The sequence below is a fragment of the Glycomyces salinus genome (assembly GCF_016428645.1).
Taxonomy (GTDB): Bacteria; Actinomycetota; Actinomycetes; order Mycobacteriales; family Micromonosporaceae; genus Glycomyces; species Glycomyces salinus.
On the sequence record NZ_JAELXW010000022.1, the window covers coordinates 1 to 26,210 of the forward strand.

At 69.4% G+C, this 26,210-nt stretch carries 22 protein-coding genes and 1 pseudogene; 13 read left to right on the plus strand and 10 right to left on the minus strand.

Annotated features, from left to right (window positions below; all coding sequences use genetic code 11):
* Window positions 1-201 precede the first annotated feature (201 nt).
* Genes JFB92_RS08475 through JFB92_RS08485 form a run of 3 tightly spaced genes read left to right on the plus strand, consistent with a single transcriptional unit; the run spans window position 202 to window position 2,478 of the window.
* The gene (locus JFB92_RS08475) at window positions 202-1,575 is read left to right on the plus strand and encodes a S1C family serine protease (protein ID WP_199036993.1); all 1,374 of its coding nucleotides are present in this window, start codon (window positions 202-204) and stop codon (window positions 1,573-1,575) included.
* Window positions 1,576-1,605: 30 nt separating this feature from the next.
* On the plus strand, window positions 1,606-2,082 hold the full coding sequence (locus tag JFB92_RS08480; RefSeq protein WP_199036995.1) for a twin-arginine translocase TatA/TatE family subunit: 477 nt from the start codon (window positions 1,606-1,608) through the stop codon (window positions 2,080-2,082).
* 39 nt (window positions 2,083-2,121) lie between these two features.
* Window positions 2,122-2,478: a VOC family protein gene (locus tag JFB92_RS08485; RefSeq protein WP_199036997.1), complete on the plus strand. Its 357-nt coding sequence runs from the start codon at window positions 2,122-2,124 to the stop codon at window positions 2,476-2,478.
* 54 nt (window positions 2,479-2,532) lie between these two features.
* Here the strand turns inward: JFB92_RS08485 and JFB92_RS08490 are convergent, their stop codons facing one another.
* The 4 genes and pseudogenes from JFB92_RS08490 to JFB92_RS08505 form a co-directional block, all read right to left on the minus strand.
* Complete coding sequence (locus tag JFB92_RS08490) at window positions 2,533-3,000, minus strand: DUF4190 domain-containing protein (protein WP_199036999.1); 468 nt, start codon at window positions 2,998-3,000, stop codon at window positions 2,533-2,535.
* A 108-nt stretch (window positions 3,001-3,108) separates the two neighbouring features.
* A pseudogene (locus JFB92_RS08495) lies at window positions 3,109-4,185 on the minus strand (amidohydrolase family protein); the annotation flags it as partial.
* Window positions 4,186-4,190: 5 nt separating this feature from the next.
* On the minus strand, window positions 4,191-5,744 hold the full coding sequence (gene ffh / locus JFB92_RS08500) for a signal recognition particle protein (protein WP_199037008.1): 1,554 nt from the start codon (window positions 5,742-5,744) through the stop codon (window positions 4,191-4,193).
* A gap of 137 nt (window positions 5,745-5,881) precedes the next feature.
* Window positions 5,882-7,195, minus strand: coding sequence for an ammonium transporter (locus JFB92_RS08505; RefSeq protein ID WP_199037010.1), 1,314 nt, complete (start codon window positions 7,193-7,195; stop codon window positions 5,882-5,884).
* 481 nt (window positions 7,196-7,676) lie between these two features.
* Here JFB92_RS08505 and JFB92_RS08510 point away from each other — a divergent pair, with 481 nt between their 5' ends.
* The 8 genes from JFB92_RS08510 to JFB92_RS08545 all read left to right on the plus strand — a co-directional run bounded on the left by JFB92_RS08510 (window position 7,677) and on the right by JFB92_RS08545 (window position 16,289).
* Entirely contained in the window at window positions 7,677-8,630 is a 954-nt protein-coding gene (locus JFB92_RS08510) for a carbohydrate ABC transporter permease (protein WP_199037012.1), read from the plus strand.
* A gap of 9 nt (window positions 8,631-8,639) precedes the next feature.
* Window positions 8,640-9,458, plus strand: a complete 819-nt coding sequence (locus JFB92_RS08515; protein WP_199037014.1) for a carbohydrate ABC transporter permease — start codon at window positions 8,640-8,642, stop codon at window positions 9,456-9,458.
* Window positions 9,459-9,498: 40 nt separating this feature from the next.
* Window positions 9,499-10,818 carry an ABC transporter substrate-binding protein gene (locus tag JFB92_RS08520; protein WP_199037015.1) on the plus strand — a complete coding sequence of 440 codons (1,320 nt, stop codon included), beginning with the start codon at window positions 9,499-9,501 and terminating at the stop codon, window positions 10,816-10,818.
* A 35-nt stretch (window positions 10,819-10,853) separates the two neighbouring features.
* On the plus strand, window positions 10,854-11,891 hold the full coding sequence (locus tag JFB92_RS08525; RefSeq protein WP_199037017.1) for a LacI family DNA-binding transcriptional regulator: 1,038 nt from the start codon (window positions 10,854-10,856) through the stop codon (window positions 11,889-11,891).
* A 100-nt stretch (window positions 11,892-11,991) separates the two neighbouring features.
* Complete coding sequence (locus tag JFB92_RS08530) at window positions 11,992-14,067, plus strand: alpha-galactosidase (protein ID WP_199037019.1); 2,076 nt, start codon at window positions 11,992-11,994, stop codon at window positions 14,065-14,067.
* 157 nt (window positions 14,068-14,224) lie between these two features.
* Window positions 14,225-14,845, plus strand: coding sequence for a Uma2 family endonuclease (locus JFB92_RS08535; protein ID WP_199037021.1), 621 nt, complete (start codon window positions 14,225-14,227; stop codon window positions 14,843-14,845).
* A gap of 188 nt (window positions 14,846-15,033) precedes the next feature.
* Window positions 15,034-15,417 carry a large conductance mechanosensitive channel protein MscL gene (mscL, locus tag JFB92_RS08540; RefSeq protein ID WP_199037023.1) on the plus strand — a complete coding sequence of 128 codons (384 nt, stop codon included), beginning with the start codon at window positions 15,034-15,036 and terminating at the stop codon, window positions 15,415-15,417.
* A gap of 116 nt (window positions 15,418-15,533) precedes the next feature.
* Window positions 15,534-16,289 carry a VOC family protein gene (locus JFB92_RS08545; protein ID WP_199037025.1) on the plus strand — a complete coding sequence of 252 codons (756 nt, stop codon included), beginning with the start codon at window positions 15,534-15,536 and terminating at the stop codon, window positions 16,287-16,289.
* Here the strand turns inward: JFB92_RS08545 and JFB92_RS08550 are convergent.
* Window positions 16,243-18,012: an ABC transporter permease subunit gene (locus JFB92_RS08550; protein WP_199037027.1), complete on the minus strand. Its 1,770-nt coding sequence runs from the start codon at window positions 18,010-18,012 to the stop codon at window positions 16,243-16,245. The genes JFB92_RS08545 and JFB92_RS08550 overlap by 47 nt on opposite strands.
* A gap of 1 nt (window position 18,013) precedes the next feature.
* Window positions 18,014-19,492: an ABC transporter substrate-binding protein gene (locus JFB92_RS08555; RefSeq protein WP_199037029.1), complete on the minus strand. Its 1,479-nt coding sequence runs from the start codon at window positions 19,490-19,492 to the stop codon at window positions 18,014-18,016.
* A gap of 65 nt (window positions 19,493-19,557) precedes the next feature.
* Here JFB92_RS08555 and JFB92_RS08560 point away from each other — a divergent pair, with 65 nt between their 5' ends.
* Window positions 19,558-20,148, plus strand: a complete 591-nt coding sequence (locus tag JFB92_RS08560; protein ID WP_199037031.1) for a GNAT family N-acetyltransferase — start codon at window positions 19,558-19,560, stop codon at window positions 20,146-20,148.
* Between the two features lie 119 nt (window positions 20,149-20,267).
* Here the strand turns inward: JFB92_RS08560 and JFB92_RS08565 are convergent, their stop codons facing one another.
* The 4 genes from JFB92_RS08565 to JFB92_RS08580 all read right to left on the minus strand — a co-directional run bounded on the left by JFB92_RS08565 (window position 20,268) and on the right by JFB92_RS08580 (window position 24,948).
* A complete protein-coding gene (locus JFB92_RS08565) occupies window positions 20,268-21,317 on the minus strand; it encodes a glycerophosphodiester phosphodiesterase family protein (protein WP_199037033.1) in 1,050 nt (349 codons plus the stop codon).
* A gap of 180 nt (window positions 21,318-21,497) precedes the next feature.
* On the minus strand, window positions 21,498-22,826 hold the full coding sequence (locus JFB92_RS08570) for an ABC transporter substrate-binding protein (RefSeq protein WP_199037035.1): 1,329 nt from the start codon (window positions 22,824-22,826) through the stop codon (window positions 21,498-21,500).
* On the minus strand, window positions 22,823-22,993 hold the full coding sequence (locus tag JFB92_RS08575; RefSeq protein WP_199037037.1) for a hypothetical protein: 171 nt from the start codon (window positions 22,991-22,993) through the stop codon (window positions 22,823-22,825). The genes JFB92_RS08570 and JFB92_RS08575 overlap by 4 nt, the downstream gene beginning before the upstream one ends.
* 167 nt (window positions 22,994-23,160) lie before the next feature.
* Window positions 23,161-24,948, minus strand: coding sequence for an ABC transporter ATP-binding protein (locus JFB92_RS08580; RefSeq protein ID WP_199037039.1), 1,788 nt, complete (start codon window positions 24,946-24,948; stop codon window positions 23,161-23,163).
* Window positions 24,949-25,183: 235 nt separating this feature from the next.
* On the opposite strand from JFB92_RS08580, the gene JFB92_RS08585 reads away from it, so the two are divergent.
* On the plus strand, window positions 25,184-26,209 hold the full coding sequence (locus JFB92_RS08585) for a LacI family DNA-binding transcriptional regulator (protein WP_199037041.1): 1,026 nt from the start codon (window positions 25,184-25,186) through the stop codon (window positions 26,207-26,209).
* Window position 26,210: the final 1 nt, after the last annotated feature.

Below are 26,210 nucleotides of genomic sequence, written 5' to 3' on the forward strand. Positions count from 1 at the left end.
CATAGGCGTACCGGACCATCGATTCAGCCTCCCCCCTGCCAACCTGCTACCGAGGGCTCGCCTTGGATTCCCATCCGGGGCGAGCTTTCGCTTGCGGGACCGATCCCGGAACCGTGTGCCATCCTTGCACTCGTAAGCGACAATGGGATGAATGACGTCGAACCCCTGTTCTCCACGCCGTATCCACGAGGGGACATATAGATGAGCTACGGCACCGACCGGCCCCACCCCGGCCCCGCAGCGCAGCCTGACGGCGGCCCGCAGGTTCCGGCCGGCCCGGACCCTCGGCAACCGCAGGCGCAATCGCAGCAGCAGCCGCAACCACAGGCCCAGCCGCAGCAGCCTCAGGCTCAGCCACAGCCGCAGCAGTCGGCCTGGTGGAATCCCGACGCGCCCAACGACCCTTGGCGGAACCCGGCGAGCCGCGCGATCATCGAGACCCACCCGGCGCCCGCCGCGCCCCCGGTCGAGCCCCTCCCCCAGCGCCCGGCCCCCGTCGCCCGCCCCGGGCTCGGGCTGGTCGTGGCCGTCTCGGCCATCGTCTCGCTCATCGCCGGAACCCTCGGAGCCGCGATCGGCATCTGGGCCACCCGCACCGACGGCTCCAGCGGGACCATCTCCGGCGCCTCACCGCAGGTCGAGCGCGACGCGGACTCCATAGCCGGGGTCGTGGAGGGCATCATGCCCTCGGTGGTGACCGTCCTGACCGCCGGAGGCGGGAACGGTTCGGGCTTCATCGTCAGCGAGGACGGCTACATCCTCACCAACCACCACGTCGTGGCCGCCGGGGGCTCCTCGGCAGCCGACGAGCTCCAGGTGCTGTTCAACAACGGCGAGGTCGAGACGGCCGAGGTCGTCGGCTCCGACCCCGACTCCGACGTGGGCGTCCTCAAGCTCAGCGGCGACGAGTACCCGGCGATGGTCCTGGCCGACTCCGACCAGATCGCCGTCGGCGACCCGGTGCTGGCCGTCGGCGCACCGCTCGGCCTCGCCTCGACGGTGACCGACGGCATCATCTCGGCCATCGACCGGCCCGTGCTCACCGAGAACGCGTCCGGAGAGGTCGAGTCGGTCATGGCCGCGATCCAGACCGACGCGGCGATCAACCCCGGCAACTCCGGCGGGCCGCTCACCGACATCGCCGGGCAGGTCATCGGCATCAACACCGCGATCGCCTCGACCGCGACCGACGCCGCCGAGGCAGGCAGCATCGGCATCGGCTTCGCCATCCCGATCAACCAGGCCAAACGCATCGCCGACGAGATCATCGAGACCGGGGAGGCGTCCCAGACCGTCCTCGGCGCCGAACTCGGCAGCACCCAGCTCGGCGTGGGCGTGACGATCGACACGGTCGTGCCCGACTCCCCCGCCGACGAGGCCGGCCTCGAGGACGGCGACGTGCTGACCAGTTTCGACGGCAAGACCGTGACCGACAACACTCAATTGGTCGCTCTGGTGCGCAAGCTGGCTCCGGGCACGACTGTGACCGTCGTCTACGAGCGGGACGGTCAGGAGAACAGCGCCCAGGTGACTCTGGCCGCCTCGGCGGACTTAACGGCGGGTACGCTTGGCTGAGATTTCTCAGGTCAAGTGGAGGAGGTCAGCGTGTTCGGAGGCTTGGGCGGCACCGAGTTCCTTGTCATCATCCTCATCGCGATCTTCCTGTGGGGTCCGGACAAGCTCCCTGAGGCGCTGGCGAACCTGCGGCGTTTCATCTCCAAGGCCCGCAACATGGCTTCGAACGCCGCCAGCGATCTCAGCCGCGAGATCGGCACCGAGATCAAGCCCGAGGACCTCAACCCCAAGACGTTCGTCCGAAAGCACATCCTGACCGAAGAGGACCAGGAGATGCTGACGAACCCCCTCAAGTCGACGATGAAGGATCTCGAGGACTCCACCAAGCCGATCAAGGACGACCTGGAGGAGACCACCCGCGGGGTGGACGACGCGCGCCGCACCGTCAACGGTCAGCGCAGTCGGCAGTCGGCGCGGAAGGCCGTCAGCGGCTCGTCGACGCCCAAGCGCGAGCAGGCCGAGCAGGCCAGCGAGCAGCCCGCGGGCCGCTTCGACGACGTCACCTGAGTCCCGGCGCCTGTCGGTGCCGACTGGCACACTGGCGTCATGATCGGAACTTGGCACGGGCTCATCATCGACTGCCCGAATCCGAAGGAACTGTCGGCGTTCTACCGCGAGATGCTCGGCTTCGTCGAGGTGCAGGACGACGGCGACTGGGTCGTCATCGGCGACGCCCCGGACCGGCCCGGACTCGCGTTTCAGCAGGCCGAGGACTTCACCGCCCCGACATGGCCCGACCCGGCCGTCCCACAGCAGATGCACCTGGACGTCAGAGTCGCCGACCTTGACGAGGGCGAGCGGAAGGTCCTGGAGCTGGGAGCGCGGAAACTGGAGGGCGGGACCGACTCGTTCCGGGTCTTCGCAGACCCGGTGGGGCACCCGTTCTGCCTGGTGCTGTTCTGACAGCGCGGCGGCGCGGGCTCTCCTCCCGCGCCGCCGTCCGAGTTCTCGGGCCGATCAGACCGCCGACCACATGGCGGCGCCCAGGACCACCCTCAGCAAGATCCAGAGCGCGAACCAGGCGCAGACGATGATGCCGAGCACCAGACCGGTGATCGCCATGCCCTTGCCGCCCGCCAGCCCGGCGTTGACCTTCTTCAAGGTGACCGCGCCGAAGGTGACGGCCAGGATGCCGCAGATCAGGTTGACCCACGGAATGCAGAACAAGACCACGGAGACGATTCCGAGCACCATCGAGGCGACCGCCAAACCCTGCGGCAGTCCCGGCTGGGGAATTCCCGGCTGCGGCATGCCGTAGCCCGGAGGGGGCATCTGCGGGGGCGTGCCGTACTGCTGCTGCGGCTGCTGCGGGCTGCCGTAACCGGGCTGCTGGGGGCTCGGCGGCTGCGAGCCGCCCTGTCCACCGTACGGGTCGTACTGGTAGCCACCCTGGTTCGGCTGGTCCGACGGGGGAGGATAGGACATGGGCTTCGGCCTCTCTGATTAGGGCGTACTGGGCGCGAGCGTCAACGATATACAGCCTCTGCGACTTCGGCCGCTCCAGCGTGCACATCTTAACGGGTTGCGTCCGGCCACGATCTTCCCACGAAGGACGATCAAGTTGGGTTCGCGGACGGCCTCCAGGCTCTCCCTGGGGTCGTGTTCGTAGACGACGACGTCGCCGAGGTCGTCCGGCAGGCCGAGCCAGTCCCGGGCGCGCCAGGAAGCGGCCGCCAGGACCTGTTCGGGGCTCATGCCCGCCTTCTGGTGCAGCAGGCGCATCTCCTCGGCGGCCAGGCCGTGGTCGATGCCGCCTCCGGCGTCGGTGCCGAGGTAGACCTCCACGCCCGCTTCACAGGCGGCGCGGACCACCTCGGGGAAGCCGGCCTTCAGCCGCCGCATGTGGTCGGCGTAGACCGGGAACTTGACATCGGCGCCGGCGGCGATGTCGTCGAAGGTCTCGATGTTGACCATCGTCGGCACCAGCGCGGTGCCCTGGGCGGCCATGCGGTCGAGCAGTCCGGTCGACAGGCCGGTGCCGTGCTCGATCGAGTCGGCCCCGGCCTCGACGACGCAGGCCACGGCCTCCTCGGAGAAGGTGTGGACGGCGACCTTCGCGCCCTCGGCGTGGGCCGCGGCGATGGCCGAGGCCAGCACCTCGGGTTCGAAGCTGGGCGCCAGGTCGCCGGCGGTGCGGTCGATCCAGTCGCCGACGAGCTTGACCCAGCCGTCGCCGAGCTTGGCCTGGCGCGCCAGCGCGCCCACGACCTCGTCGGGCTCGCATTCGAGGCCGATCCCGCGCAGGTACCGCTTGGAGGCGCACACGTGCTGCCCGGCGCGGATCAGCCGCGGGATGCCGTCCTCGCCGACCAATTCGGGGTACGGGTAGGGCGACCCGGCGTCGCGGATGGCCAGGACCCCGGTGTCGCGGTCGGTGAGGGCCAGCGAGCGGGCCTGGTCGAGCGAGTCGATGGCGACCGCCCCGCGCCGGATGCCGATGTGGCAGTGGGCGTCCACCAGGCCGGGCAGGGCGTAGCCGCTCGTGGCGACGGTCTCGGCGCCCGGAACATCGGTCGTCGTCAGCCGGTCGCCGTCGATGTAGAGGTCGCGAACGGTGTCGTCGGGCAGCCAGACCACTCGCAGATGAAGCGGCGGATGCGGGCCAGGCATGGAGATTACTTCTTTTTCTTCTTCTGCTGCTGCTTCATGAACTGGTCGATGTCGATGTCGGGGACGTCGCCCTGGTTCAGCTGCGAGAGGTCGGGCATCTGGCCGGGGCCGCCCTGCGACGAACCGCTGGGCAGCTGGGGCATCCCGGCCGGGCGGCCGCCGCCGCGGCGCACCACCTTCTTCTTGCCCTTCTTGCCCTTGCGCTTGATCTTGTCGGACTTGGTGGCCTTGCGGCCGCCGCCGCCCGGCAGGCCCATCGCTCCGCCCATCTGCTTCATCATCTTCTGGGCGTCCTTGAAGCGGGTGAGCAGCTGGTTGACCTCGGAGACGGTCACGCCCGAGCCGTTGGCGATGCGCAGGCGCCGCGAGCCGTTGATGACCGAGGAGTTGCGGCGCTCCTCGGGGGTCATGGAGCGGATGATCGCGGTGGTGCGGTCGATCTGCTTGTCGTCGATCGACTCGATCTGGTCCTTCATCTGGTTCATGCCCGGCATCATCTTCAGGATGTTGCCGATCGGCCCCATCTTCTTGATGGCCTGCATCTGGTCCAGGAAGTCCTCGAGCGTGAAGTCCTCGCCTTCGAGGAGCTTCTGGGTCATCTCCTCTTTCTGCTCGGACTCGAAGGCCGCCTCGGCCTGCTCGATGAGGGTGAGCATGTCGCCCATGCCGAGGATGCGCGAGGCCATCCGGTCGGGGTGGAAGACGTCGAAGTCCTCGAGTTTCTCGCCGGTGGAGGCGAACAGAATCGGCTGCCCGGTGACGTGCCGGACCGACAGCGCGGCGCCGCCGCGGGCGTCGCCGTCGAGCTTGGAGAGGACCACGCCGGTGATGCCGACGCCGTCGCGGAACGCCTCGGCGGTGTTGACCGCGTCCTGGCCGACCATGGCGTCGATGACGAAGACGACCTCATCGGGGCTGGTGGCGTCGCGGATATCGCGGGCCTGGGCCATCATCTCCTCGTCGATGCCCAGACGTCCGGCGGTGTCGATGATGACCACGTCGCGGCCGGTGCGCTTGGCCTCCTCGATGGAGTCGGAGGCGACCTTCACCGGGTCGCCGACGCCAGAGCCGGGCTCCGGCGCGTAGACGGCCACCCCGGCGCGCTCGGCGAGGATGCTCACCTGCTCGACCGCGTTGGGCCGCTGGAGGTCGGCCGCGACCAGCATCGGCTGGTGGCCCTCCCCCTTGAGGTGCTTGGCGAGCTTCCCGCCCAGGGTGGTCTTGCCGGCGCCCTGGAGGCCGGCGAGCATGATGACCGTCGGCGGCTGCTTGGCGTAGTTCAGGCGCCGGGTCTCACCGCCGAGGATCGCCACGAGCTCCTCGTTGACGATCTTGATGACCTGCTGGTCGGGGTTGAGCGCCTTGGACAGCTCGGCGCCCTTGCAGCGCTCCTTGACCTGGGCGATGAAGGTCCTGACCACTGGGAGGGCGACGTCGGCCTCGAGCAGCGCCAGGCGGATCTCGCGGGCGGTGGCGTCGATGTCGGCTTCGGTCAGGCGCCCTTTGCGGCGAATGCCCTCGAAGATTCCCGACAGTCGTTCTGACAAGGCGTCGAACACGGGCGAACCTCTCGATGGTGGTCAGTGAAGGTATCCATACGAGCTTAACGGCCGCGGCCGCCGGAGGCACACGACGGCCGCCCAGCCGTTCGGCTGGGCGGCCGCTGCGTCGCGGGGCGCTGGGCGACGCCCTTGGACTACTTGTTGGCCTCGACCGTATCCGCGGAGGTCTGGGCCGGGGCGGCGACCGCGTTGACGGCCTCGCCGTTGACCGGCAGGTCGTAGCCGGCCTCGCCGTGCTGGGCGGCGTCGATACCGGCCAGCTCGTGCTCTTCGCTGATCCGCACCCCGATGGTGAACTTCAGGATCAGGGCGATGATCAGCGCCACGATGAAGGAGTAGGCGACCACGGCCAGGACCGCGATGGTCTGGTTGGCGAGGAAGCCGAACGAGCCGCCGTAGAACAGGCCGTCCTGAGCGTCGCCCCAGGTGACCTCGGTGATCTCGGCGACGGCGAACAGGCCGACCGCGATCGAGCCCCAGATGCCGGCGACCATGTGCAGGCCGACCACGTCGAGGGAGTCGTCGTAGCCGAGCTTGTGCTTGAGGCTGATGGCGAGCGGGCAGATCACACCGGCGACGACGCCGATGGCGATCGCGCCGAGCGGGGTCACCAGGCCGGCGGCCGGGGTGATGGCGACCAGACCGGCGATGACGCCGGAGCAGGCGCCCAGGACCGAGGGCTTGATGCCGCGGATGCGGTCGATCAGGAGCCAGGCCAGGATGGCCGCTGCGGTGGCGACCTGGGTGTTGAGCAGGGCCAGGCCGGCGGCCTGGTCGGAGACGAAGGCCGAACCGGCGTTGAAGCCGAACCAGCCGAACCACAGCAGGCCCGCGCCGATCACGACCAGCGGGAGGTTGTGCGGGGCGAAGTTGCCGTCCTTCCAGCCGATGCGGCGGCCGACCACCAGCGCCAGCGCGAGGGCGGCGGCACCGGCGTTGGCGTGGACCGCGGTACCACCGGCGTAGTCCATGACACCGAGCTCGCCGATCCAGCCCGCACCCCAGACCCAGTAGGCGACCGGGGCGTAGACCAGGACGATCCAGGCGACGGAGAAGACGACCCAGGCCGAGAACTTCATGCGGTCGGCCACGGCCCCGGCGATCAGGGCCACGGTGATGATCGCGAACATCATGCCGAAGGCCGACATGGCCCCGGCCGAAACGCCGCCGTCGACGGTGCCCAGTTCGGTCACGTAGCGCAGGCCGAAGGCGCCGGAGAAGTCGGTCGGGAAGAAGTTGCCGCTGTCGTCGACGGCCATCGACTCGCCCACCAGCACCCAGACGATCGAGGTGGTGCCGATGGCGACCAGGCACTTGAGCATCATGTTGATGACGCTCGTGGCGCGCGACAGTCCTCCATAGAACAGGGCAAGGCCGGGCGTCATGAGCAGAACTAGGGCGGCTGAGATCAGGATCCAGGCGTTGTTGCCGGTATCGAGCTCGGGCATGGCCGCCTCCTCTCTCCACAGATAGGTAGTTCGGGCTTCAGGTCTGTTCCGGCTTGAGGGGAGCGACGCTGCTCGGGGGCAGGTGTCACGCGCCGGCCGCGGGGCCGTCATGGCCCGTGGCCCGCGTTGCCGCGGGTCGGCCGGCGCGTGATTCTCCTACCTACCGGAGTCATGTCAGCTTCACTGCGGCGTGTTACACGACCCGAGCCGCTGTGTTAAGAAGTTGTCGCGAAAGATTTCCAACGTGTGAACTCTCGCTCACATGCCTCAGGAATCACGCGACACCCGGTCGCGTGCGGGACCGATGGGCCTGAAGGGGCAGTCCCGGATGCATCGACGGCCTTTACTTCGGCATGACCTTGTCGTTACTTGATTGTGTCCTTGTGATCTTGATCCATCGTCTTGTGACCGATAACATCATGGAAGCCATCGTGATATGTCTATCCCCTCTCCGACTGCCGACGACGTCAGCGAAGGAATCATGAGCACTTTGCAAGAATCCGCCCGCCCCCAGCCGGGTGTTAGCGATAACAGGCCCGGTGAACGCCGCGCCCTGCACCGCCGCCGCCGGTTGCGGACCACGCTCGAGGCATACGGGCTCCTCGCCCCCAGCGTCATCGGCTTCGCCGTCTTCCTGCTGGCCCCGATCGTGATCGTGATCGCCCTGAGCTTCTACGACTGGAACTTCCTGTCCTCGCCCGAGTTCATCGGCCTCCAGAACTACCGCGACCTGGCCGACGACGACCGCGCCGTCGACGCGATCGGCAACACCTTCTACTACGTGCTGCTGAACATCCCCGCCCAGACCGTCCTGGCCCTCCTGCTGGCCCTGGCGCTGAACGCCAAGATCAAGGCCCGCAACGCCTTCCGCGTCATCTACGTCCTGCCGTGGATGGCGATGCCGGTGGCCCTCGGCGTCATCTGGCGGTGGCTGTTCGACCCGATCTACGGCGGGCTCAACACGATGCTCGGCCTGGTCGGGATCGACGGCCCCAACTGGCTCACCAGCTCCACCTGGGCGATGCCGGTCATCGCCTCGGTCAACGTCTGGCAGTTCACCGGCTACACCATGCTGTTCTTCCTGGCCGGGCTCCAGTCCATCCCGCACCAGCTCTACGAGGCCGCGGACGTCGACGGCGCCTCGAAGGCCTACCAGTTCTTCAAGATCACCCTCCCGCTGCTGCGCCCGGCCATGATGTTCGTGCTCGTCACCAGCGTCATCGGCTCGTTCCAGGTCTTCGACACCATCCACGTGATGACCGCCGGGCAGCACGAGACGGCGACCTTGAACTACGAGGTCTTCCTCCAGGCGTTCACCCACCGCAACGCCGGCTACGCCTCCACCCTCGCGGTGGTCCTGTTCGCGATCATCATGCTGATCACGCTGATCCAGGTCGCCTTCTTCCGCAAGCGCACCACCTACGACTTCAGCTAGGAGACCGTCGTGATCAAGAAGCTCTCGCTCTACCTCGTCCTCGGTTTCGGCGCGCTGGTGTCGATCGGGCCGTACCTGCTGACCCTCAACGGCTCCTTCAAGTCCCAGCGGGACATCCTGTCCAGCGACGCGTGGGCGCTGCCCTCGCCGCCGATCCTGTCGAACTTCGCCGAGGTGTGGAGCCGCTACGACTTCGCCACCTTCGTCGTCAACTCGCTGATCGTCGCCGCCGCGGTCACGATCGGGCAACTGGTGTTCTCCACCATCGCGGCCTACGCCTTCGCCCGGCTCCACTTCCCCGGCCGCGACATCCTGTTCTGGCTCTACATCGCCACGATGATGGTCCCCCAGATCGTGACCCTGGTGCCCACCTTCATCATCGTGCGCGAGCTGGGCCTGGTCGACACGCACCTCGGGCTGGTCCTGCCGTTCGTGTTCGGCTTCATGATGCCCTACAGCGTGTTCCTGGTCCGCCAGTACTTCAAGACCATCCCCGAGTCGATCGAGCAGGCCGCCCGCATCGACGGCGCCGGGACACTGACGATCCTGTGGAGGGTCGTCCTCCCGATGAGCAAGCCGATCATCGGGACGCTGGCCATCATCAGCTTCGTCAACACCTGGAACAACCTGCTGTGGCCCCTGGTCATCACCAACTCCGAGGCCACCCGCGTGGTCACCCGCGGCATCGCCCAGATGCAGGGCCAGTTCGACATCCAGTACAACCTCATCCTCGCGGCCTCGGTGATGGCACTGCTGCCGCTGGTGGCCGTCTTCCTGCTCTTCCAACGCCAGATCGTCCGCTCCATCGCCCTGAGCGGCCTGAAGTGACGACCCGGCACGACCTCTCAACTACAAGAAAGGCAATCCCATGAGAACCATGCGAACGGCGGCGGTGGCCGCCCTCGCCGCGGCGCCCCTCGCGCTCGCCGCCTGCTCGGGCGACGACGGAGACGGCGTCACCCTGCGCTACGCCTTCTGGGACGACAATCAGGTTCCCGCGATGGAGGCCATCGTCGAGGCGTTCGAGGACGCCAATCCCGACATCGACATCGAACTCGAGCAGAACGACTGGGACGCCTACTGGACCTCCCTGGACACCCAGTTCGCCGGGCAAAACGCCCCCGACGTGTTCTGGAACCACGTCTCGAAGTTCCCGACCTTCGCCGAATCCGAGGTGCTCCTGCCCATCGGCGACCGCATCGAGGAAGACGGCCTCGACACCTCGATCTACCCGGCCGAACTGTACGACTCCTGGACCTTCGACGGCGAGCAGTACGGCCTGCCCAAGGACTGGGACTCGATCGCGCTGGTCTACCGCATCGACGCGCTCGAAGCGGCCGGCATCGACCCCGCAGAGGTCGACGACCTCGAGTGGAACCCCGACGACGGCGGCACCTACGTCGAGTTCCTCCAGCGGCTGACCATCGACGAGAACGGCAACAACGCCCTCTCACCGGACTTCGACGCCGACAACGTCGCCCAGTACGGCACCGCCATGTCCTCCGGGACCGGGCAGACCGACTGGTGGAACTACGCGGTCCAGAACGGCTGCGAGATCCAGTCCGAGCCGTTCGGCCCCTACCTGATCGACGCACCCGAATGCGTCGAGGCCGTGCAGTTCACCGCCGACCTCTACAACAGGTGGGGCGTGACGGTCCCGGCCACCTCCACCAACCAGCCCGCCGGCGGGCTCGCCAACGAGTTCGTCTCCTCCGGCCAGGCCGCCACGGCCACCGACGGGTCCTGGACCCTGAGCGCCTACCGAGAGGGCCTGGAGCAGGGCACCTGGGCGGTCGGCCCGCTCCCGTCCGGTCCGGTCGGCGACGGCACCGTGATCAACGGATTGTCCAATGCGATTTACGCTGGCAGCGAGCACCCGGACGAAGCTTGGGAGTTCGTGAAGTTCCTCGGGTCCGAGGAGGCGCAGAAGATCGCCGCCGACATGGGCTCGGTCTGGCCCGGAGTCTCCTCGCTCAACCAGAACTTCACCGACTTCTGGGCCGAGGAGGGCGTGGACGTCTCGGGCTTCCAGGCCGCCGCCGAGGGTCCCAGCACCGGATACCCCCTCTCGCTTAACGACTCGGTCTACTCGCAGGTCGCCCTGGAAGAGTTCAATCAGGTGTGGCTCGGCGAGAAGGACGCCGCCTCGGCGACCGAGGAGGTGGTGGCCGAGGCCAACGCCGAATAGCGACCGAACCGACTACTAGAAGGTGACCGACTGCGATGGGCACAACGAAGAAGGCCGTGAGCATATGGGACGTGGCCAAGCACGCCGGCGTCTCGCACCAGACCGTCTCCCGCGTCGTCAACGGCTCCCCGCGAGTCGCCGCGACCACCCGCGAGAAGGTGCTGGCGGCCATCGAGGAGCTGGACTACCGGCCCAACCGGCTGGCCCGGACCCTCGCCGGCGGTGCGGCGCAGTCGGTCACCGTCCTCACCGCCGACACCTCCCTGTACGGCGCCGAGGCGTCGCTGCGCGGCATCGAGAAGGCCGCCCGCGCGGCGGGCTGGAGCGTGTCGATCTCCGTGCTCGACCCCGAGGAGACCCACTCCGACAAGGACATCATGGCGCGGCTGCCGCGCGCCGGCGAGCCGGTGATCATCATCGCCCACGACGAGCCGGGGATGCGCGCCGAGAAGGTCCTGACCGCCGTCCAGCCGCAGGCGATGATCGCCATCGGCCGCTACGCGTACGGCCAGACCGAGGACCCGCCGCTGCTGCTGGGCCTCGACGACGGCGAGGCGGGGGCCGAGGCCACCAGGTACCTGCTCGGGCTCGGGCACGAGACCGTCCACCACCTGGCGATCCCGACCTCGCTGGGCAACGCCGAGGGAGGCCGCGCCCACCGCGCCGACGGCTGGGCGCGGGCGCTCCGCGAGGCCGGGCGGCCGGTGCCGGAGATGATCCCCACCGGCTGGACCATCGCCGAGGCGTTCGAGTCGGTGCAGCCGCTGGTGCGCGACCGGTCGGTGACGGCGATCCTCTGCGGCAACGACGACCTCGCCCTGGCGACGCTGCGCGCGGCCCATCTGGCCGGGCGGCGCGTGCCGGGTGACCTGTCCATCGTGGGCTTCGACAACGCGCCGTTCGCCGAGTACACCACCCCGGCGCTCACCACGGTGAACCAGGATTTCGAGAACGTTGGCATGAGCGCCTTCGAGCTGCTGCGCCACCGCCTCGACCCGTCGATCCCCAAACCCGATCCCGCCTGGGGCCTCCCCGAACTCGTCATCCGGGAGACGTCGGGCCCTCCCGACTAGCGTCGGCCGCCGCCGACGCGAGTCACGCCCGCTCCTCCCCTCGCGGGGCGGGCGTGACTGGTGCAAGGAACCAGAAACCATCACGCTGAAAGGGGCTCGCATGCCGGCTCCCGAACCCCGACTGTGGGTCGTCGACACTCCTAACACCAGCTACGTCGTCGCGCTCGACGCCGACGACAGGCTGCACGGCCTGCATTGGGGCCCCAAACTCACCTATGAGCAGGCTTCCGAACTGGAGCTGCCGCGGACGCAGCGCCACGGGATCTTCGACGCCCAGGGCTTCCCGCTCGACTTGAACCCGGCCTCGGCGATCCGGTACGGCCAGACCGGGCTCCAGGTCCGGTTCGGTGACGGCACGCGCGAGCTCGAACTGCGCTTCACCGCGGCGAGCGAGTCCGACCGGGCCCTGGAACTGGTCTTCGTCGACTCGCACTACCCGCTGGAGGTGCGGGTCAGGTACCGGTCCCTGGACGACGGCGACGTCATCGAGCGGTCGACGGCGCTGCGCAACACCGGGGACGAGCCGATCGAGATCGTCCGCGCCGACTCCGCCACGTGGGTCCTGCCGCGCCTGGAGGACTACCGGCTGAGCCAGCTCCACGGCGAGTGGGGCTCGGAGTTCCAACTGACGCGCGGCGCCATCCCCCACGGGGAGACCCTGATCGGTTCGCGACGCGGCTTCACCGGCCACCACTCGAACCCCTGGCTGGCGATCGACGACGGCACCGCGACCGAGACGCTCGGCGCGGTGTGGTCGACGAACCTGGCCTGGAGCGGATCGTGGCGGACGACGGTGGAGCGGTACCCGAACGACCGCGTGACCGTCTCGGCCGGGTTCGGGCACGACCCGGTGACGTTCGACCTCGGAGCGGGCGAGACGCTGGAGACGCCGGTCGCCACGGGCGTCTACACCGAGGGCGGCTTCTCGGCCTCGGCGAACGCCTGGCACGACTACGCCCTCGGGCACGTCCTCCCCCACCCCGAGGAGGACCGGCCGGTCCTCTACAACTCGTGGGAGGCGACCACGTTCGACATCGATCTCCACTCCCAGATCGCGCTGGCCGAGAAGGCCGCGGACATGGGCTGCGAGCTGTTCGTCATGGACGACGCCTGGTTCGGCGCGCGGACCAGCGACCGGGCCGGGCTCGGGGACTGGTGGCCCAACCCCGACCGGTTCCCCGACGGGCTCGGCCCGCTGATCGGGCGGGTGCGCGAACTGGGGATGCGCTTCGGGATCTGGGTCGAGCCCGAGATGGTCAACCCCGACTCGGAGCTCTACCGGAAGCACCCGGACTGGGTCTACCACCGGCCGCACCGGCGCCGGACCGAGATGCGCAACCAGCTCGTGCTGAACCTGGCGCGCGAGGACGTGCGCGAGTGGATGGAGGACTGGCTCGACCGGCTGCTGACCGAGAACGACATCGACTTCGTCAAGTGGGACATGAACCGCCCGTTCACCGAGGCCGGGTGGCCGGACGAGGACGACGCCGACCGGCTGTGGATCGACCACACGCGCAACCTGTACCGGGTGATCGACGCGATCCGCGCCAAGCATCCGCGGGTGCGCATCGAGTCGTGCGCCTCGGGCGGCGGCCGGGTCGACCTCGGCATCCTCCGGCGCACCGACCAGGTGTGGACCTCGGACAACACCGACGGGATCGACCGGATCGAGATCCAGGAGGGCCTGGCGCAGGCGTACCCGGCGCGCGTCATGGGCGCTTGGGTGACCGATTCGCCGAACCCGTTCACCCGACGCGAGGTCCCGCTGGACTTCCGGTTCCACGTGGCGATGGCCGGGGTCCTGGCAGTGGGCGGCGACCTGCACGAGTGGAGCGGGGACGAACTCGCCCGGGGCAAGGAACTGGTGGACGCCTATAAGGAGGTCCGCCCGACGATCCAGCACGGTCGGCGCCACCCGCTGCGTGCGGGCGGGATCGGAGGCGTGCAGTACGTCAGGGGCGAGGAGACGGTGGTGCTGGCCTGGAGAAAGGCCCGTCGCTTCGGCAACCCCGACGCACCGGTGAAACTGCACGGCCTGGATGCGGACGCGAAGTACCGCGACGAGGCGACGGGCCGGGTCCACCACGGAGCGGTCCTGATGGCCCACGGCCTGGACCTGGGCCTGGACCCGGGTGACTACGCGAGCGGTATGGTGCGCTTGACCAGACTGTCCTGAATCCAACACTTCTAGGAGCTCTCGTCACTTTCAAGTCCCCCGATCGTTGACCATCGCGGGACGGTGGCGAGAGCTCCCATCTTGTCGGATACTGGTGGGAACCTGGCCGTCCCGGTCCATGCACAAACGAGAAGCCGGGAAAGGAGGCGAGCCCAGTATGGTAGACCTCATCGAGAGGGGAGCCGAGATGGCGACCACCGAGCTGCCGCGACCGATAACCAGCGAGAAGCCGACCGCAAGGGAGGTCTGGGAGCATCTGGAGCCGCCGACCGGATTTCGCGCAGAGCTTCTGCGAGGAGAGGTCATCTTGTCGCCCACGCCAGCCGACATCCACAACCACATCTGTTCGCGCCTGGGGCTCATGCTGGCTCAGGTCGCTCTTGAGAACGACTGGGATGTCACCAATACGCAGACCATCGTCCTTCCCAAGACGGAAGAGGGCGTAGTTCCAGACCTCATCGTCATTCCGAGCGAGTCGATGCTCACCGGAGATTGGCAGAAGGAGCCGGACGACCTGCTGCTCGTCGCCGAGATCACCTCCTCCTCCTCAAGGGACCGGGACCTCGAAGTGAAGTTGGCGAGTTACGCGGCCGCCGGCATTCCGATGTACCTGTTGGTGGACCTTTTCGACCACGACGGTTCGGTGACCCTGCACTCGCAACCAAACGAGCAGGACGGCTACTTGGAGCGGACCACTGTTCTGTTCGGAGGCAAACTCCATCTGCCGCAGCCGTTCGACATGGATATCGACACCACCAAGTTTGGCTCCAAGAAGTAGCAGAGAACCGGAGGAGCAACCACAGGCTCGGCCCGCGCCGTAGTGCGCGGGCTTCGTCCTTTGAGTCGGCGGACGCTCGGGGCCGCTGATATCGGCCGTGACGGCGGTCGCGTCGATAGGGAGACACCGGGCGGGCCGCGGGGCTCGCGACGGTTGTTCTAGAGGGCTCGGGTGGGAAACTCTTCGCCATGATCCAAGGTTTCAAAGATTTCCTGATGCGCGGCAACGTCGTCGAACTGGCGGTCGCCGTGGTGATGGGTGCGGCGTTGACGGCGCTGGTGGCCTCATTCGGGGAGGCGTTCCTCAACCCGCTGATCACTCTGGTGACCGGCGGGGCCGAGATGGGCGGCAGCTTCACCGTGAACGACGTCGAGTTCCCTTACGGCGCTTTCATCAACGGCCTGCTGGTGTTCTTCCTGACGGCGCTGGCCGTGTATTTCGTGATCGTGCTGCCGTTCAACAAGCTCCGGGAGCGGATCATGACCCCCGCCGAAGAGGAGAAGGTCGAGCGGGAGGAGCAGATCGTGCTCCTGGAGGAGATCCGCGACCTCCTGCGCCAGCGCCAGCCGTGATCGTTCCGGTCCGCGGGCGGGCGCCCGCCCGCGGACCGGGCCGAAGCACTTGCGGCCGTCATACCCTCATGGGACGGTGGGCATGAATCGCCGACCCACCATAAGGAGTTGCACCCATGCAGAACCCGATTCCGCTCGGAGCGCCGATCTGGGCCGATACCACCACCCCCGATCTGGCCTCCGACCTCGAGTTCTACAAGACCCTGTTCGGCTGGAACTCGATCGACTATGGCGAAGAGTTCGGTCACTACACCGAGTGCGCACTGGGATCCGGCGGCGACGGTTCCCGGTCGGTGGCCGGGGCCGTTCCCGGACCGGCCGAGGCCCCCGCGACCTGGACCGTCGCGTTCAACGTCGAGGACTGCGTGAACGCCGCGTCCGCCGCCGAGAAGCTCGGCGCCGCGATCGTCGACACCCCGGTCCGGGTCGGCGACGGCCTGGTGTTCGCGGGACTGAAGGACCCGGACGGCGCCTATTTCGGGCTCTATGAACCGCTGGACGAGTCCACCGGGTTCAAGGCGTACGGGGAGCCGGGCGCGGTGGCGTGGTTCGAGTACGCCTTCGACGGCGCCCCGGGCGAGGTGATGCAGTTCTACTCCGAGCTGCTGAACTGGGACCTCGATGAGCGGCCGGACCGATCCCTGTCGCTGCGGACCCGCGAGGGCGGCTGGGAGTTCGGCGGCTGCCACGCCGCCGAGGGCCCAGAGCTCGACCTCGACCCGCAATGGCTGGTGTGCTTCGGCGCCGAATCGGTGGAGCGGACCGCGGCGAGCGCCGTCGAACTGGGCGGCACCGCGATGTCCGTGCAGGATGCGGCCCCGGCTGTCATCGCCGCGCCGAGCGGGGCCCGATTCGGGCTGGTCCGGAGCTGAGCGACCTTCGGCGGACGGAGCGGCCGGGCGCGATGAGGGCCATCACCGCCAGGCTCATCGCGATCATCGCGGCGGCCGGGGCGAGAGTGGCCAGCGGGGCCCTTTCCAAGTAGGGCAGGGAGTTCGCCAGGCTCGCGCCCCATTCGGGGGACTCCGGGCCCGCCCCGAGGCCGAGGAAGCCGAGTGAGGCGATGCCCAGGGCTATGCCGGGCAGCCGCATTCCCGCGTGGCTCGCCAGCGGGCCGGCCACCAGCGGCAGGATGTGGCGCCTGAGCATCCACACGGGCCCGGCCCCGAGCGCGCGTCTCGCCTCGAGGTGTCCGGCCGCCCGCGCCTGGGCCACCAGTTCGGCGGCGTGCGCGGCCAGAGGCGGCCAGGAAACGGCGGTGATCGCCACGACCGCGCCGAGCTGGCCCCGTCCGATGGCGACGACCACCAGGATTCCGGCGATGGCCTCGGGGAACGAGTTCACCGCCTCGGCCAGCGGGTGGGCCAGGCGCGGGGCGAAGCCGAGTGCGAGGGCGACCAGGTAGGCCAGGGCGCAGGCGGCCACGGCCGCGCCGACCGTCCACAGCGCTCCGTGCCCGAGCCGGGCGAGCACGTCGCGTCCGAGCGCGTCGGTGCCGAGCGGGTGCACCCAGCTCGGTCCGGCCAGCCGCGCGCCGGTGTCGACCGTGTCGGCGGTGCGGGTCAGCCCGATGGCGACGGCGATGAGCAGCGGTCCGGCGGTGGCGGCGATCCAGGCCAGTCTGCGGCCGCGTCCGCCGGGAGCGGGCGGAGAGAAGGGGACGGCCGAGTCGGCGAGGGCCGGTCCGGACATCCGGCGCGCCGCGGCTCGGGTGGCCACGCCTCCGACGAAGCCGAGTGCGATGAGGATCGCGATGCACGCCTGGAGGAGCGGCAGGTCCTGGGCGTCGGCCGCGTCCAGGGCCGTGCGGCCGAGGCCGGGGATGGCGAAGATCGTCTCGACGGCCACGGCGGCGCCGGTGATGCTGACGGCGATGATCGCGACCTGCGGGAGAATCGGCGGCAGGGCCCGGCGCAGGAGGCCGCGCACGATCCTCGCCCGGCCGTATCCGGCCGAGCGCCACTGCCGCACCCAGTCCTCGCCCGCGCTCTGCCCGATGGCGTCGCGTCCGAGGCGGGCGAGCACGCCGCCGCCGGGCAGGCCCATCGCGAGCGCGGGCAGGACCAGGTGGGCGGGGGTGTCGAAGCCGTAGGTGGGCAGCAGCCCGAGCCAGGTGGCGAAGACGGCGATCCCGAGGGTCGCGATCAGGAACGACGGGAGGGCGACCAGTGCGGCGATCGCGACGCCGCTGGGGCGGCCGCTCTTGCCCTCGGCCGCGCGCAGCAGCGACGGGAAGCAGGCGGCCGCGGCGATCGCGACGGTGACGGCGAGCGCGGCGCCCATGACGGTCACCGAGACTCCGAGGGCGGGCAGGACGGTCTCGGCCACCGGTTCCCCGGTGATCCAAGAGGTGCCGAGGTCGCCGCGGACCAGGCCGCCGAACCAGTCGCGCAGGAGCGGGACGGGCCCGGCGTCGATGCCGATCTCGGCGCGGATCGCCTCGAGCGTCTCTGGGGTCGCCAGCCGTCCGGGGTAGCGGGCGCGCAGCACGGTCAGGGCCGGGTCGCGGTCGGCGATCCACGGCAGGAAGCCGATCGCGGCCAGGACGGCGGCCAGGATAGCCGTCCTGGCAAGGACCGCTCGCAGCGCTCGCACGTCAGTCCAGTGAGGTCTCGGCGGTGATGACCCGCAGTTCGCGCGGGTCGGCGGCGACCCCGGAGACCCGTTCGGAGACGCCGGTGATGAGGCGCTCGTGTGCGACGGGGACGACGGCGGCCGTCGCCAGGATGGCCGCTTCGGCGTCGAGGATGGCCGCGCGGCGCTCCTCGGTGTCGGTCAGGTCCGCGACGGCGCCGACGGTCTCGTCCACGGCGGAGTCGGCCAGCCGGGAGACGTTGAATCCGCCTTCGGAGGTGAAGTCGCTCTCCAGGTAGGTGTAGGCGTCGCCGGAGTCCTGCACGACCGAGCGGGACATCAGGAACGCGTCGAATTCTCCGGCGAGCATGTCCGGTTCGATGTCGGTGTAGTCGCGGACGTCGGTCTCGACTTCGAAGCCGGCGGCCTCGAGCTGCGAGGCGATGACGGTGAGCGCTTCGGGCAGTTCGGCCCGGTTGGTGTAGGAGGCCACGCGCAGCGTCTGGCCGTCCGGGGTTCCGGCCTCGGGCAGCTCGTAGTCGCGGTGGTCGGCGGCCCAGGCCATGGCGGGTCCGAACAGTCCTTCGGGGGCGTCGGCGCGGCCTTCGTAGATGTCGTCGACGATCGGGGCGGGGTCGATCGCGGCGGCCGCGGCGGCGCGCAGCCCGGTCTCGGCCAGGGGCCCGGTGTCGGTGTTGAGGTAGAGGCTGGCGGTGCGGATCGTCGGGGCGTCCTGGAGGAGCGCTTCGTCGAGCGCGGTGACCTGGGCGTAGGGGACGGCCTCGATGACGTCGGCCTCGCCGGAGCGGAGGGCGGCGACGCGGGTGGCGGCGTCGGGCACGTAGTCGGCGGCGAAGCCGTCCAGGGCGGCGGCCTCGCCCCAGTAGTCCTCGAAGCGTTCCAAGGTCGCGCCGGTGCCGGTGGACTCGGTGATCTGGAACGGGCCGGTGGCGTGGCCGACGGGGTCGATGTTGGCTCCGGAGTAGGCGTCCGGGGAGAGGATGCCGAGCTGGGGGCTGGAGAGGCGTTGTGGCAGCACGGGGTCGGGTTCGGCGGTGGCCACGGCCAGGGTGAGGTCGCCGGTGGCCTCGGCGGTTAGGCCCACGCCGTCGATGACGCGCGGGACGGCCGCGGCCGCGGCGGCGGCGTTGAGGCAGGCGGCGGCCGCCTCGGCGTCGAGGGCGGAGCCGTCGTGGAAGAGCACGCCTTCGCGGAGGGTCAGCTCCCAGGCGTTCTCTGCGCTCCGGGTCCATTCGACCGCGAGCGAGGCGACCGGCAGGGCCTGGTCGTCCAGGTCGAGGAGGGTCTCGGTGACCGACCAGCGGATCAGTTTGAAGGCGTCTTCGGAGTGGGGCGAGAGTCCGGCGTTGGGGCTGCCGGCCATGGCGATGCGGAGGCGGTCGGTCCCGTCGGACTCTGAGGAGGTGAAGCATCCGGCCAGGAGCCCGCCGAGGGCGACGGGACCGGCGGCGCTCAGGAGGGTGCGGCGATGCAGGTTCATGGAGTGGCGCTCATCTCTTATTGCGTTCTATTCCCTATTGCAAATCGTGTGCAATACTGGCACACATGTCAACGCCCGCTCTCATCGAAGACCGCCGGGGTGCACGGGATTACTCGGTGCGGCTCGCCGACGGCGAGGATCTGGACGGCGCCCGCTCGGTCATGCTCGACACCGTCTACCGGGAGTTCGGTCACGGATACCTGCCGCGCTTCCACTCCGACATCATCGACCCCGAGTCGTACTACCTCGCACCCGAGGACAACGCCCTGTTCGTCGCCGAGCACGGCGGCCGGATCGCGGCCACCGCCGGAGTCCGCTCGGCCACCCCGGCCTCGCCTCCCCACCCGACCGCGGTGGCCGAGCGCTTCGAGGAGGGCCGCACCGCCACCCTGTACCGCGTGTACGTGCTCCCCGAGCACCGGCGGCAGGGCCTGGCGACCGCCCTGGTGCGCACCTGCATGGACTTCATCGCCTCCCGCGATCGCTACACCGGCGTCTACCTGCACACCGACGCCCGCACGCCCGGAGCGGTCGAGTTCTGGGAGCGGCACGGCAAAGTGATCTTCGACGAGCGCATCGCCGTCAACGAGCAGCGGCCCGAGGCACTGGACGAGCCTTTCGAGACCGTCCACTTCGCCCTGGACCTCCCCCGCTGACGGAGTAGTCGAAGACCCCGGCCTCTCGAAGCGGCACTCGCGGTGCCGTGAGAGGCCGGGGCCTTTCGTGCCGCGGACCGCCCCGGCGGCAAGGCGGCCCTGCGGCGTTCAATCCGGAATCAACGCTTGTAGCGCGCCCACAGCGCCTTGTCGGGGTAGTCGCTGAAGACCGCGTCCACGCCCAGCGAGTAGAACAGCTCGTACTCGGCCTTGTAGTCGCCCCACTTGTCCGGGCGGTCGCCCCTGCGGAAGTCGGCCGGGAGGAACTGGTTCTCGTTGCGGAAGGTCCACACGTGGACGTCGAGCCCGCGCTCGTGGGCCCGGTCGACCACGTCGGTCGGCTCGAGCAGGTAGCCCTCGGAGTCCCTGGGCACGATCCGGTCCTTGCTCAGGCTGATCGCGTCCAGGGTCTCGCCGTACAGGTCGAGGTCGGCGTCGCTGATCCGGCCCGAGCCGCCGATGTTCAGGCCGATCGGGTTGTCGATGCGCTCGCCGATCTCGATCAGGCTCTCGTACTCGAAGGACTGGACCCACACCGGCGAGTCGGCCTGGTCGAGTCCGCGTTCGGCGAGGAGGTCGGCCAGGGCGTCCTCGATGCTGAGGCCCTGGTCCTTGTAGAAGGTGGGGTGCTTCATCTCGGGGTAGGTGATCACCTCGCGGTGGAGGGTGTCGACGTAGTCGAGGATCTCGTCGTAGGTGACCAGCTGGAGCTTGCCGTCCCAGCGGGCGCTGCGCGGGCGCAGCTCGGGCATGCGCTCCTCGGCGCGGAGCGTCTTGAGCTCGGCGAGGGTGAAGTCCTCGGCGAACCAGTCGGTGACCGGGTTCCCGTCGACGATCTTGGTGGTCTTGCGGTCGGCGAACTCTGGGTGCTCGGCGATGTCGGTGGTGCCGCTGAGCATCGGCTCGTGGCGGGAGACCAGTTCGCCGTCGGCGGTGAGCACCAGGTCGGGCTCGATGACGTCGGCGCCGAACCTGACAGCCAGGGAGTAGGCCTCCAGGGTGTGCTCTGGCAGGTACCCGCTGGCGCCGCGGTGGGCGATGACCAGCGGTTCGTCCTCGTCCGGGTGGTGGTGGGGATGAGCGGCGGCGGGTGCGGCGGCGAAGGCCAGTGCGACTCCGGCGGTTGCGATCGCGGCGAGGCCGCGCAGTATCGAGCCCTTGCGGGACATGCGCTTCTTCCTCTTCTCCGTTGTCCGGGTGGGGGACCCCCAGTCAACCGTTCGTCCCCTTCTCCGGCGCTTCCCTGCAATGAACTCAGATTGAATCCTCCAGAAAGTCACGGAGACGGCACGACACGCGAGAACGGTGGAGCCGTGTCGGCCCGGCTCCACCGTGGAAGATCGTCCGCGCTATTCGACGACGTCGATGCCCCTGTCCTTCAGGTCGTTCACGGTCCACTCCTGCATGTGCGGCAGGATGTCGGCGAACGGGAGCTCTCCGGCCATGGCCTTGCCCCACTGGTCGGCCAGTTCCTCGTACATCGAGGTCGAGTTCGGCGGGTAGGCCCAGTCGGAGGAGAAGTGGGCCGACTCCATGATCACCGGGACGGCGTCTTCGGCGTTGTCGCCGAGCAGTTCCGCGGGGACCACGTCGTCGAGGTACGGCTCGGCGTCGGCGACCGCCGGATACCAGCCGGAGCCGCTGTCGGGCCTGGCCATGGTGGCGACCGGTTCGGACTCGGTGGACAGCCAGACCGCGGCCTCGACGGCCCGGTCGGGTCGGGGGCACAGCGAGGAGACCATGAGGCCGCCGGTGTCCCCGGCCGAGATGGTGTCTCCGTTCATGATGCCGAGGTTGGGGGCGAACCTCCACTGGCCGAGCGTGGCGTCCATGTTGGCCTGGTGGCCGGCGAGCTGCCAGGTGGAGGTCTGGCGCAGGGCGATGTTCCCGGCGTCGTACTCCTGCATCATGGCCGCGTAGTCGGCGTAGGAGATCTTCTCGACCAGTTCGTCGTCGAACAGCTGCTGGACCAGGTCGGCGACGTAGCGGGCGGTGTCGGAGTCGATATCGACCCGCCAGGCGTCGCCGTCGATCCGGAACCAGCGGGCCCCGGCCTGCCAGGTCATGTTCATGAACGTCGAGGGGTCCTCGCCGGCGAAGTTGAAGACGTATCGGCCGTCCTCTTTGAGCGTCTTCCCGGCCTCGACGACCTCCTCCCAGCTGGAGGGGATCTCGATGCCGGCCTCGGTGAAGGCGGGCTCCCAAACCATGACGAAGTGGGCGTTCATCATGTTGGGCACGCCGTAGGCGATGCCGCCGATGGACAGCGACTCCAGCGCGGCCGGGTTGAACCGGTCGGCGTGGGGTTCGAGCAGCTCGCCGATGTCGACGATCTGCTCCTGGGCCAGCAGCTCGGCACCGTTGCGGTTGTCGCTCTGGAACAGCCAGGGCGCGTTGTCGGCGTCCCCGGCCTCGACGGCCTGGTTGACCTGGTTGACCATCTCGGGGGCGGGGACCTCGACATACTCGACCTGGATGTCGTCGGCGTCGTGCGCCTCGTTGAAGGCGGCGACGGACTCCTCCATGCCGGCCTTGTCGCTCCAGAGGGTGACGGTGACCGGGCCGGAGTCCCCGCCGCCGTCGTCGCCGCAGGCGGCCAGGAGCGGCGCGGCCGCGGCCCCGGTCAGACCGGCCCTGGCGAGCGTGCGCCGCCGCAGGCCACTGGTGTTCCGGTTCATCGCATTCCTCTTCTCTCAAGGGGTTTCGGGGACTCGGGGAGATCGCGCGGGTTCGCGGCACGGGAGGCCGCGGCCGCGGCGGTGGCAGCCACCCCGGCTCGCACCACCGCGACCATCGGTCCGGTCACCGCGGCCGCGGCCTCCCAGCTCATCCCGTAAGGTCGCACCGCAGCATGATACCGGTTTCTACGGCCTGCTTCGATTTCGGCTGAAACCACCGGACGACACCTCCATGCACGACCGCACAATGCAACGGGAAACGCTTGCTTACGACATGTTCGCGCAAGATCGTCCGGTGGTCAAGCCTCGAAAGTTTCGAATCCGAAACCGTTATCTACTCGGCGGTCAGCAACTGCGACGCGGCCAGGTCCCGGTACAGCTCGTCGGTCTCGATCAGCTCGGCGTGGGACCCGACGGCGCGGACCCTGCCGACATCGAACACGACGATCTGGTCGGCGCTGGTCACCGTCGAGAGCCGGTGCGCCACGACCAGGACGTTGGTCTCCTCGGCGGCGTCGAGCATGACCTGCTTGAGCGCCGCCTCGTTGGCCGCGTCGAGCTGGCTGGTGGCCTCGTCGAGCAGCAGCAGCCGCGGCCTGCGCAGCAGCGCCCGCGCGATCGCCACCCGCTGCCGCTCGCCCCCCGACAGGGTCGTCCCCCGGTAGCCGATGGTCGAGGCCAGCCCGTCGGGGAGCTTCTCGACCAGGTCGAGGAGCCTGGCGCGCTTGAGGACGTCCTCGATCTCGGACTCGGTGGCGTCCGGGGCGGCCATGATCAGGTTCTCCCTGAGCGTCCCGTCCAGGACCGGAGCGTCCTGCTCGACATAGCCGATCATGGCGCGCAGGTCGGCCAGGGGCCACTCGTCGACGTCGCGGCCGTCGATCCGGATCGTGCCGGAGGTGGCCGGGTAGAACCGCTCGATCAGCGAGAACACCGTGGTCTTGCCGGCTCCCGACGGGCCGACGAAGGCCGTCAGGCCCCGACCCGAGGAGTCGAAGGAGACCCCGTGGTGGACGTACGGCAGGTCGTCGGCGTAGCGGAAGGTCACGTCCTCGAACTCGACGCGCGCCGGGCCCTCTCCGGTCGCGGTCGTCTCGGCCGCCGGGTCCTCGGCCTCCAGGCCCGCCACGTCCTCGACCCGCTTGACCGCGGCCAGGCCGACCTGGAGCTGGGACAGCGAGGCGACCAGCCCGTTGACCGGGCCCATCATGTAGAACAGCAGCAGCAGGAAGCCAATCAGGGTGCCCACGGGCATGTCGCCGGACGCGACCCGCGCCCCACCGACGCCCAAGACCATCAGGAACGCGATATTGACCGGCAGCCAAGCCACGACCCCGGCCAGGGCCTCCCAGAGCGAGGCGGTGACACCCTTGTCGCGGGCGACTGTGGCGGCCTCGTCGAGCTTGGCGATCTCCCGTTCCTCGGCGCTGGACGCCTTGACGGTCCGGAAGGCCGAGAAGATCCGCTCCAGGAGCGAGCCCATGTCCCCCAGCGCCTTCTGGGAGTCGCGGGTGGCGTTCTCGATGCGCGGCAGGATGAACATCATCGTGACCACGACCAGGACGACCATGGCCATCGTGGTGCCGAACAGGATCAGGTCGAGCCAGGCCATGAGCGCGATGCCGCCAAGGATCATGAACGAGTCGGTGACCCCGCCGATGACGGTGGTGCTGGCGACGGTGCGCAGGAGATTGGTGTCGGAAGTCAGGCGCGAGACCAGGTCGCCGGGCCGCAGCCGGTCGACCTCGGCGACCTCGAGGCGCACGAGGGTGCCGACGACGCGCCTGCGCACGCCCAGCACGACGTCCTGCCCGGCGATCTGCATCAGGTAGGGCCCCAGGGCGCTGAGGATGCCGCCGACCACGACGACCCCGCCGAGCAGCAGGAGCGTGTCGCGCAGGGACTCGCTCGCCGAGAGGGAGTCGATGACCTCCATCGCGAGCAGGGGCTGGATCAGGCCGACGAGACCGCCGGCGAAGGACAGGGCGCCGCCGATGATCAGCAGGCGCAGGTGTTCTCTGGCGTAGGCCCACAAGCGGGTGATGGGGGCCTTGTCGGGTTTCTCGGTGGTGTCGGCGCCCGGCGGCGCGAGGGCGCCGTCGGCTGCGATGGATTCGGACATGGGTGGTTTCCTCCGCTGGGTGTTGGCGGTTGATCCTCACGCTACCCGGCGGCCCCGACTTTCGCTTCCGCCCAAGGTCGTAGGCCGCAGGTCCCGGCAGGACGCCCCCGGTCCGGCCGAGCGAAGGGGCGTCCTTTCCGTCAGTGAGGGAGCGGCACCGCCTAGTCTTGGGGCGCGGTACCGATCGACCCGAGCCGATTCACGGCTCGCGCGCTTCACCAAGAGGAGGCAGAGAGTGACCGGAAAGGTGCGCTCTGCGGTGAAGCTCGCCGTCATCGCCCGGGAGGCGGGCGTATCGGTCTCCACGGTGTCGAAGGTCGTCAACGGCCGGGCCGACGTGTCCGCCGGCACCCGCGCACGCGTCCGGGGCGTCCTGGACCGCTACGGGTACCCGCTCGACTCCTCCCCCGTCGCGTCGGCGAAGCTCGGCTCGGCGCTGCTCGACGTCATCATCCGCGAACTCGAGTCGGCCTGGTCCTCGGCGCTGCTCAGCGAGGTCGAGCGCGCCGCCGCCGACCGCGGCCTGAACATCGTCGTCTCCACCGTCCAGGCCGATCCGGTCCACCCGATCCCGCCGCGGCGCTGGCTCGACCAGGTCTCGGCGCGCGGGACCTGCGGGGTGCTCGGCATCCTGGTCGACTTCAGCGAAGCGCAGTCGGACTACCTGCGCGACGCGGCCATCCCGCGGGTGGTGGTCGACCCGTCCGCCGAGCAGGAACGGTCGGTGACCACCGTCCGGATCGACAACCGCCGCTCCCAGTACCGCCTGACGCGGCACCTGATCGAACTGGGGCACACGCGGATCGCCATGGTCGACGGCAATCGGCACACGCTGCCGGCCAGGGAGCGCCGAGAAGGGTTCGAGGCGGCGATGCGCGAGGCGCGGCTGCCGATCCGCGAAGCCTGGCGCAAGGACGGCGGCTTCGACCGCGACGACGCCCAGCGGGCGATGACCGAGCTGATGACCGGCCCCGAGCGCCCCACCGCCGTCGCCTTCGCCTCCGACAAGGGCGCACTCGGCGGCCTGGCGGCCGCACGCCTGCTCGGCCTCGACGTCCCCGGGGAGGTGTCGGTGACCGGATTCGACGATATTCCCGACGCCCGGGCCGCCATCCCCGCCCTGACCACGGTGCGCCAGCCGGTCGAGGCGATGGTGGCCGCCGCCCTGGACCGGATCGTCGACCCGCCGCCGGTCGGCCGCAGGATCATGTGCGCGGCCGAGCCGGTCTTCCGCGACAGCACCGCGCCCCCGCGCCGGTAGC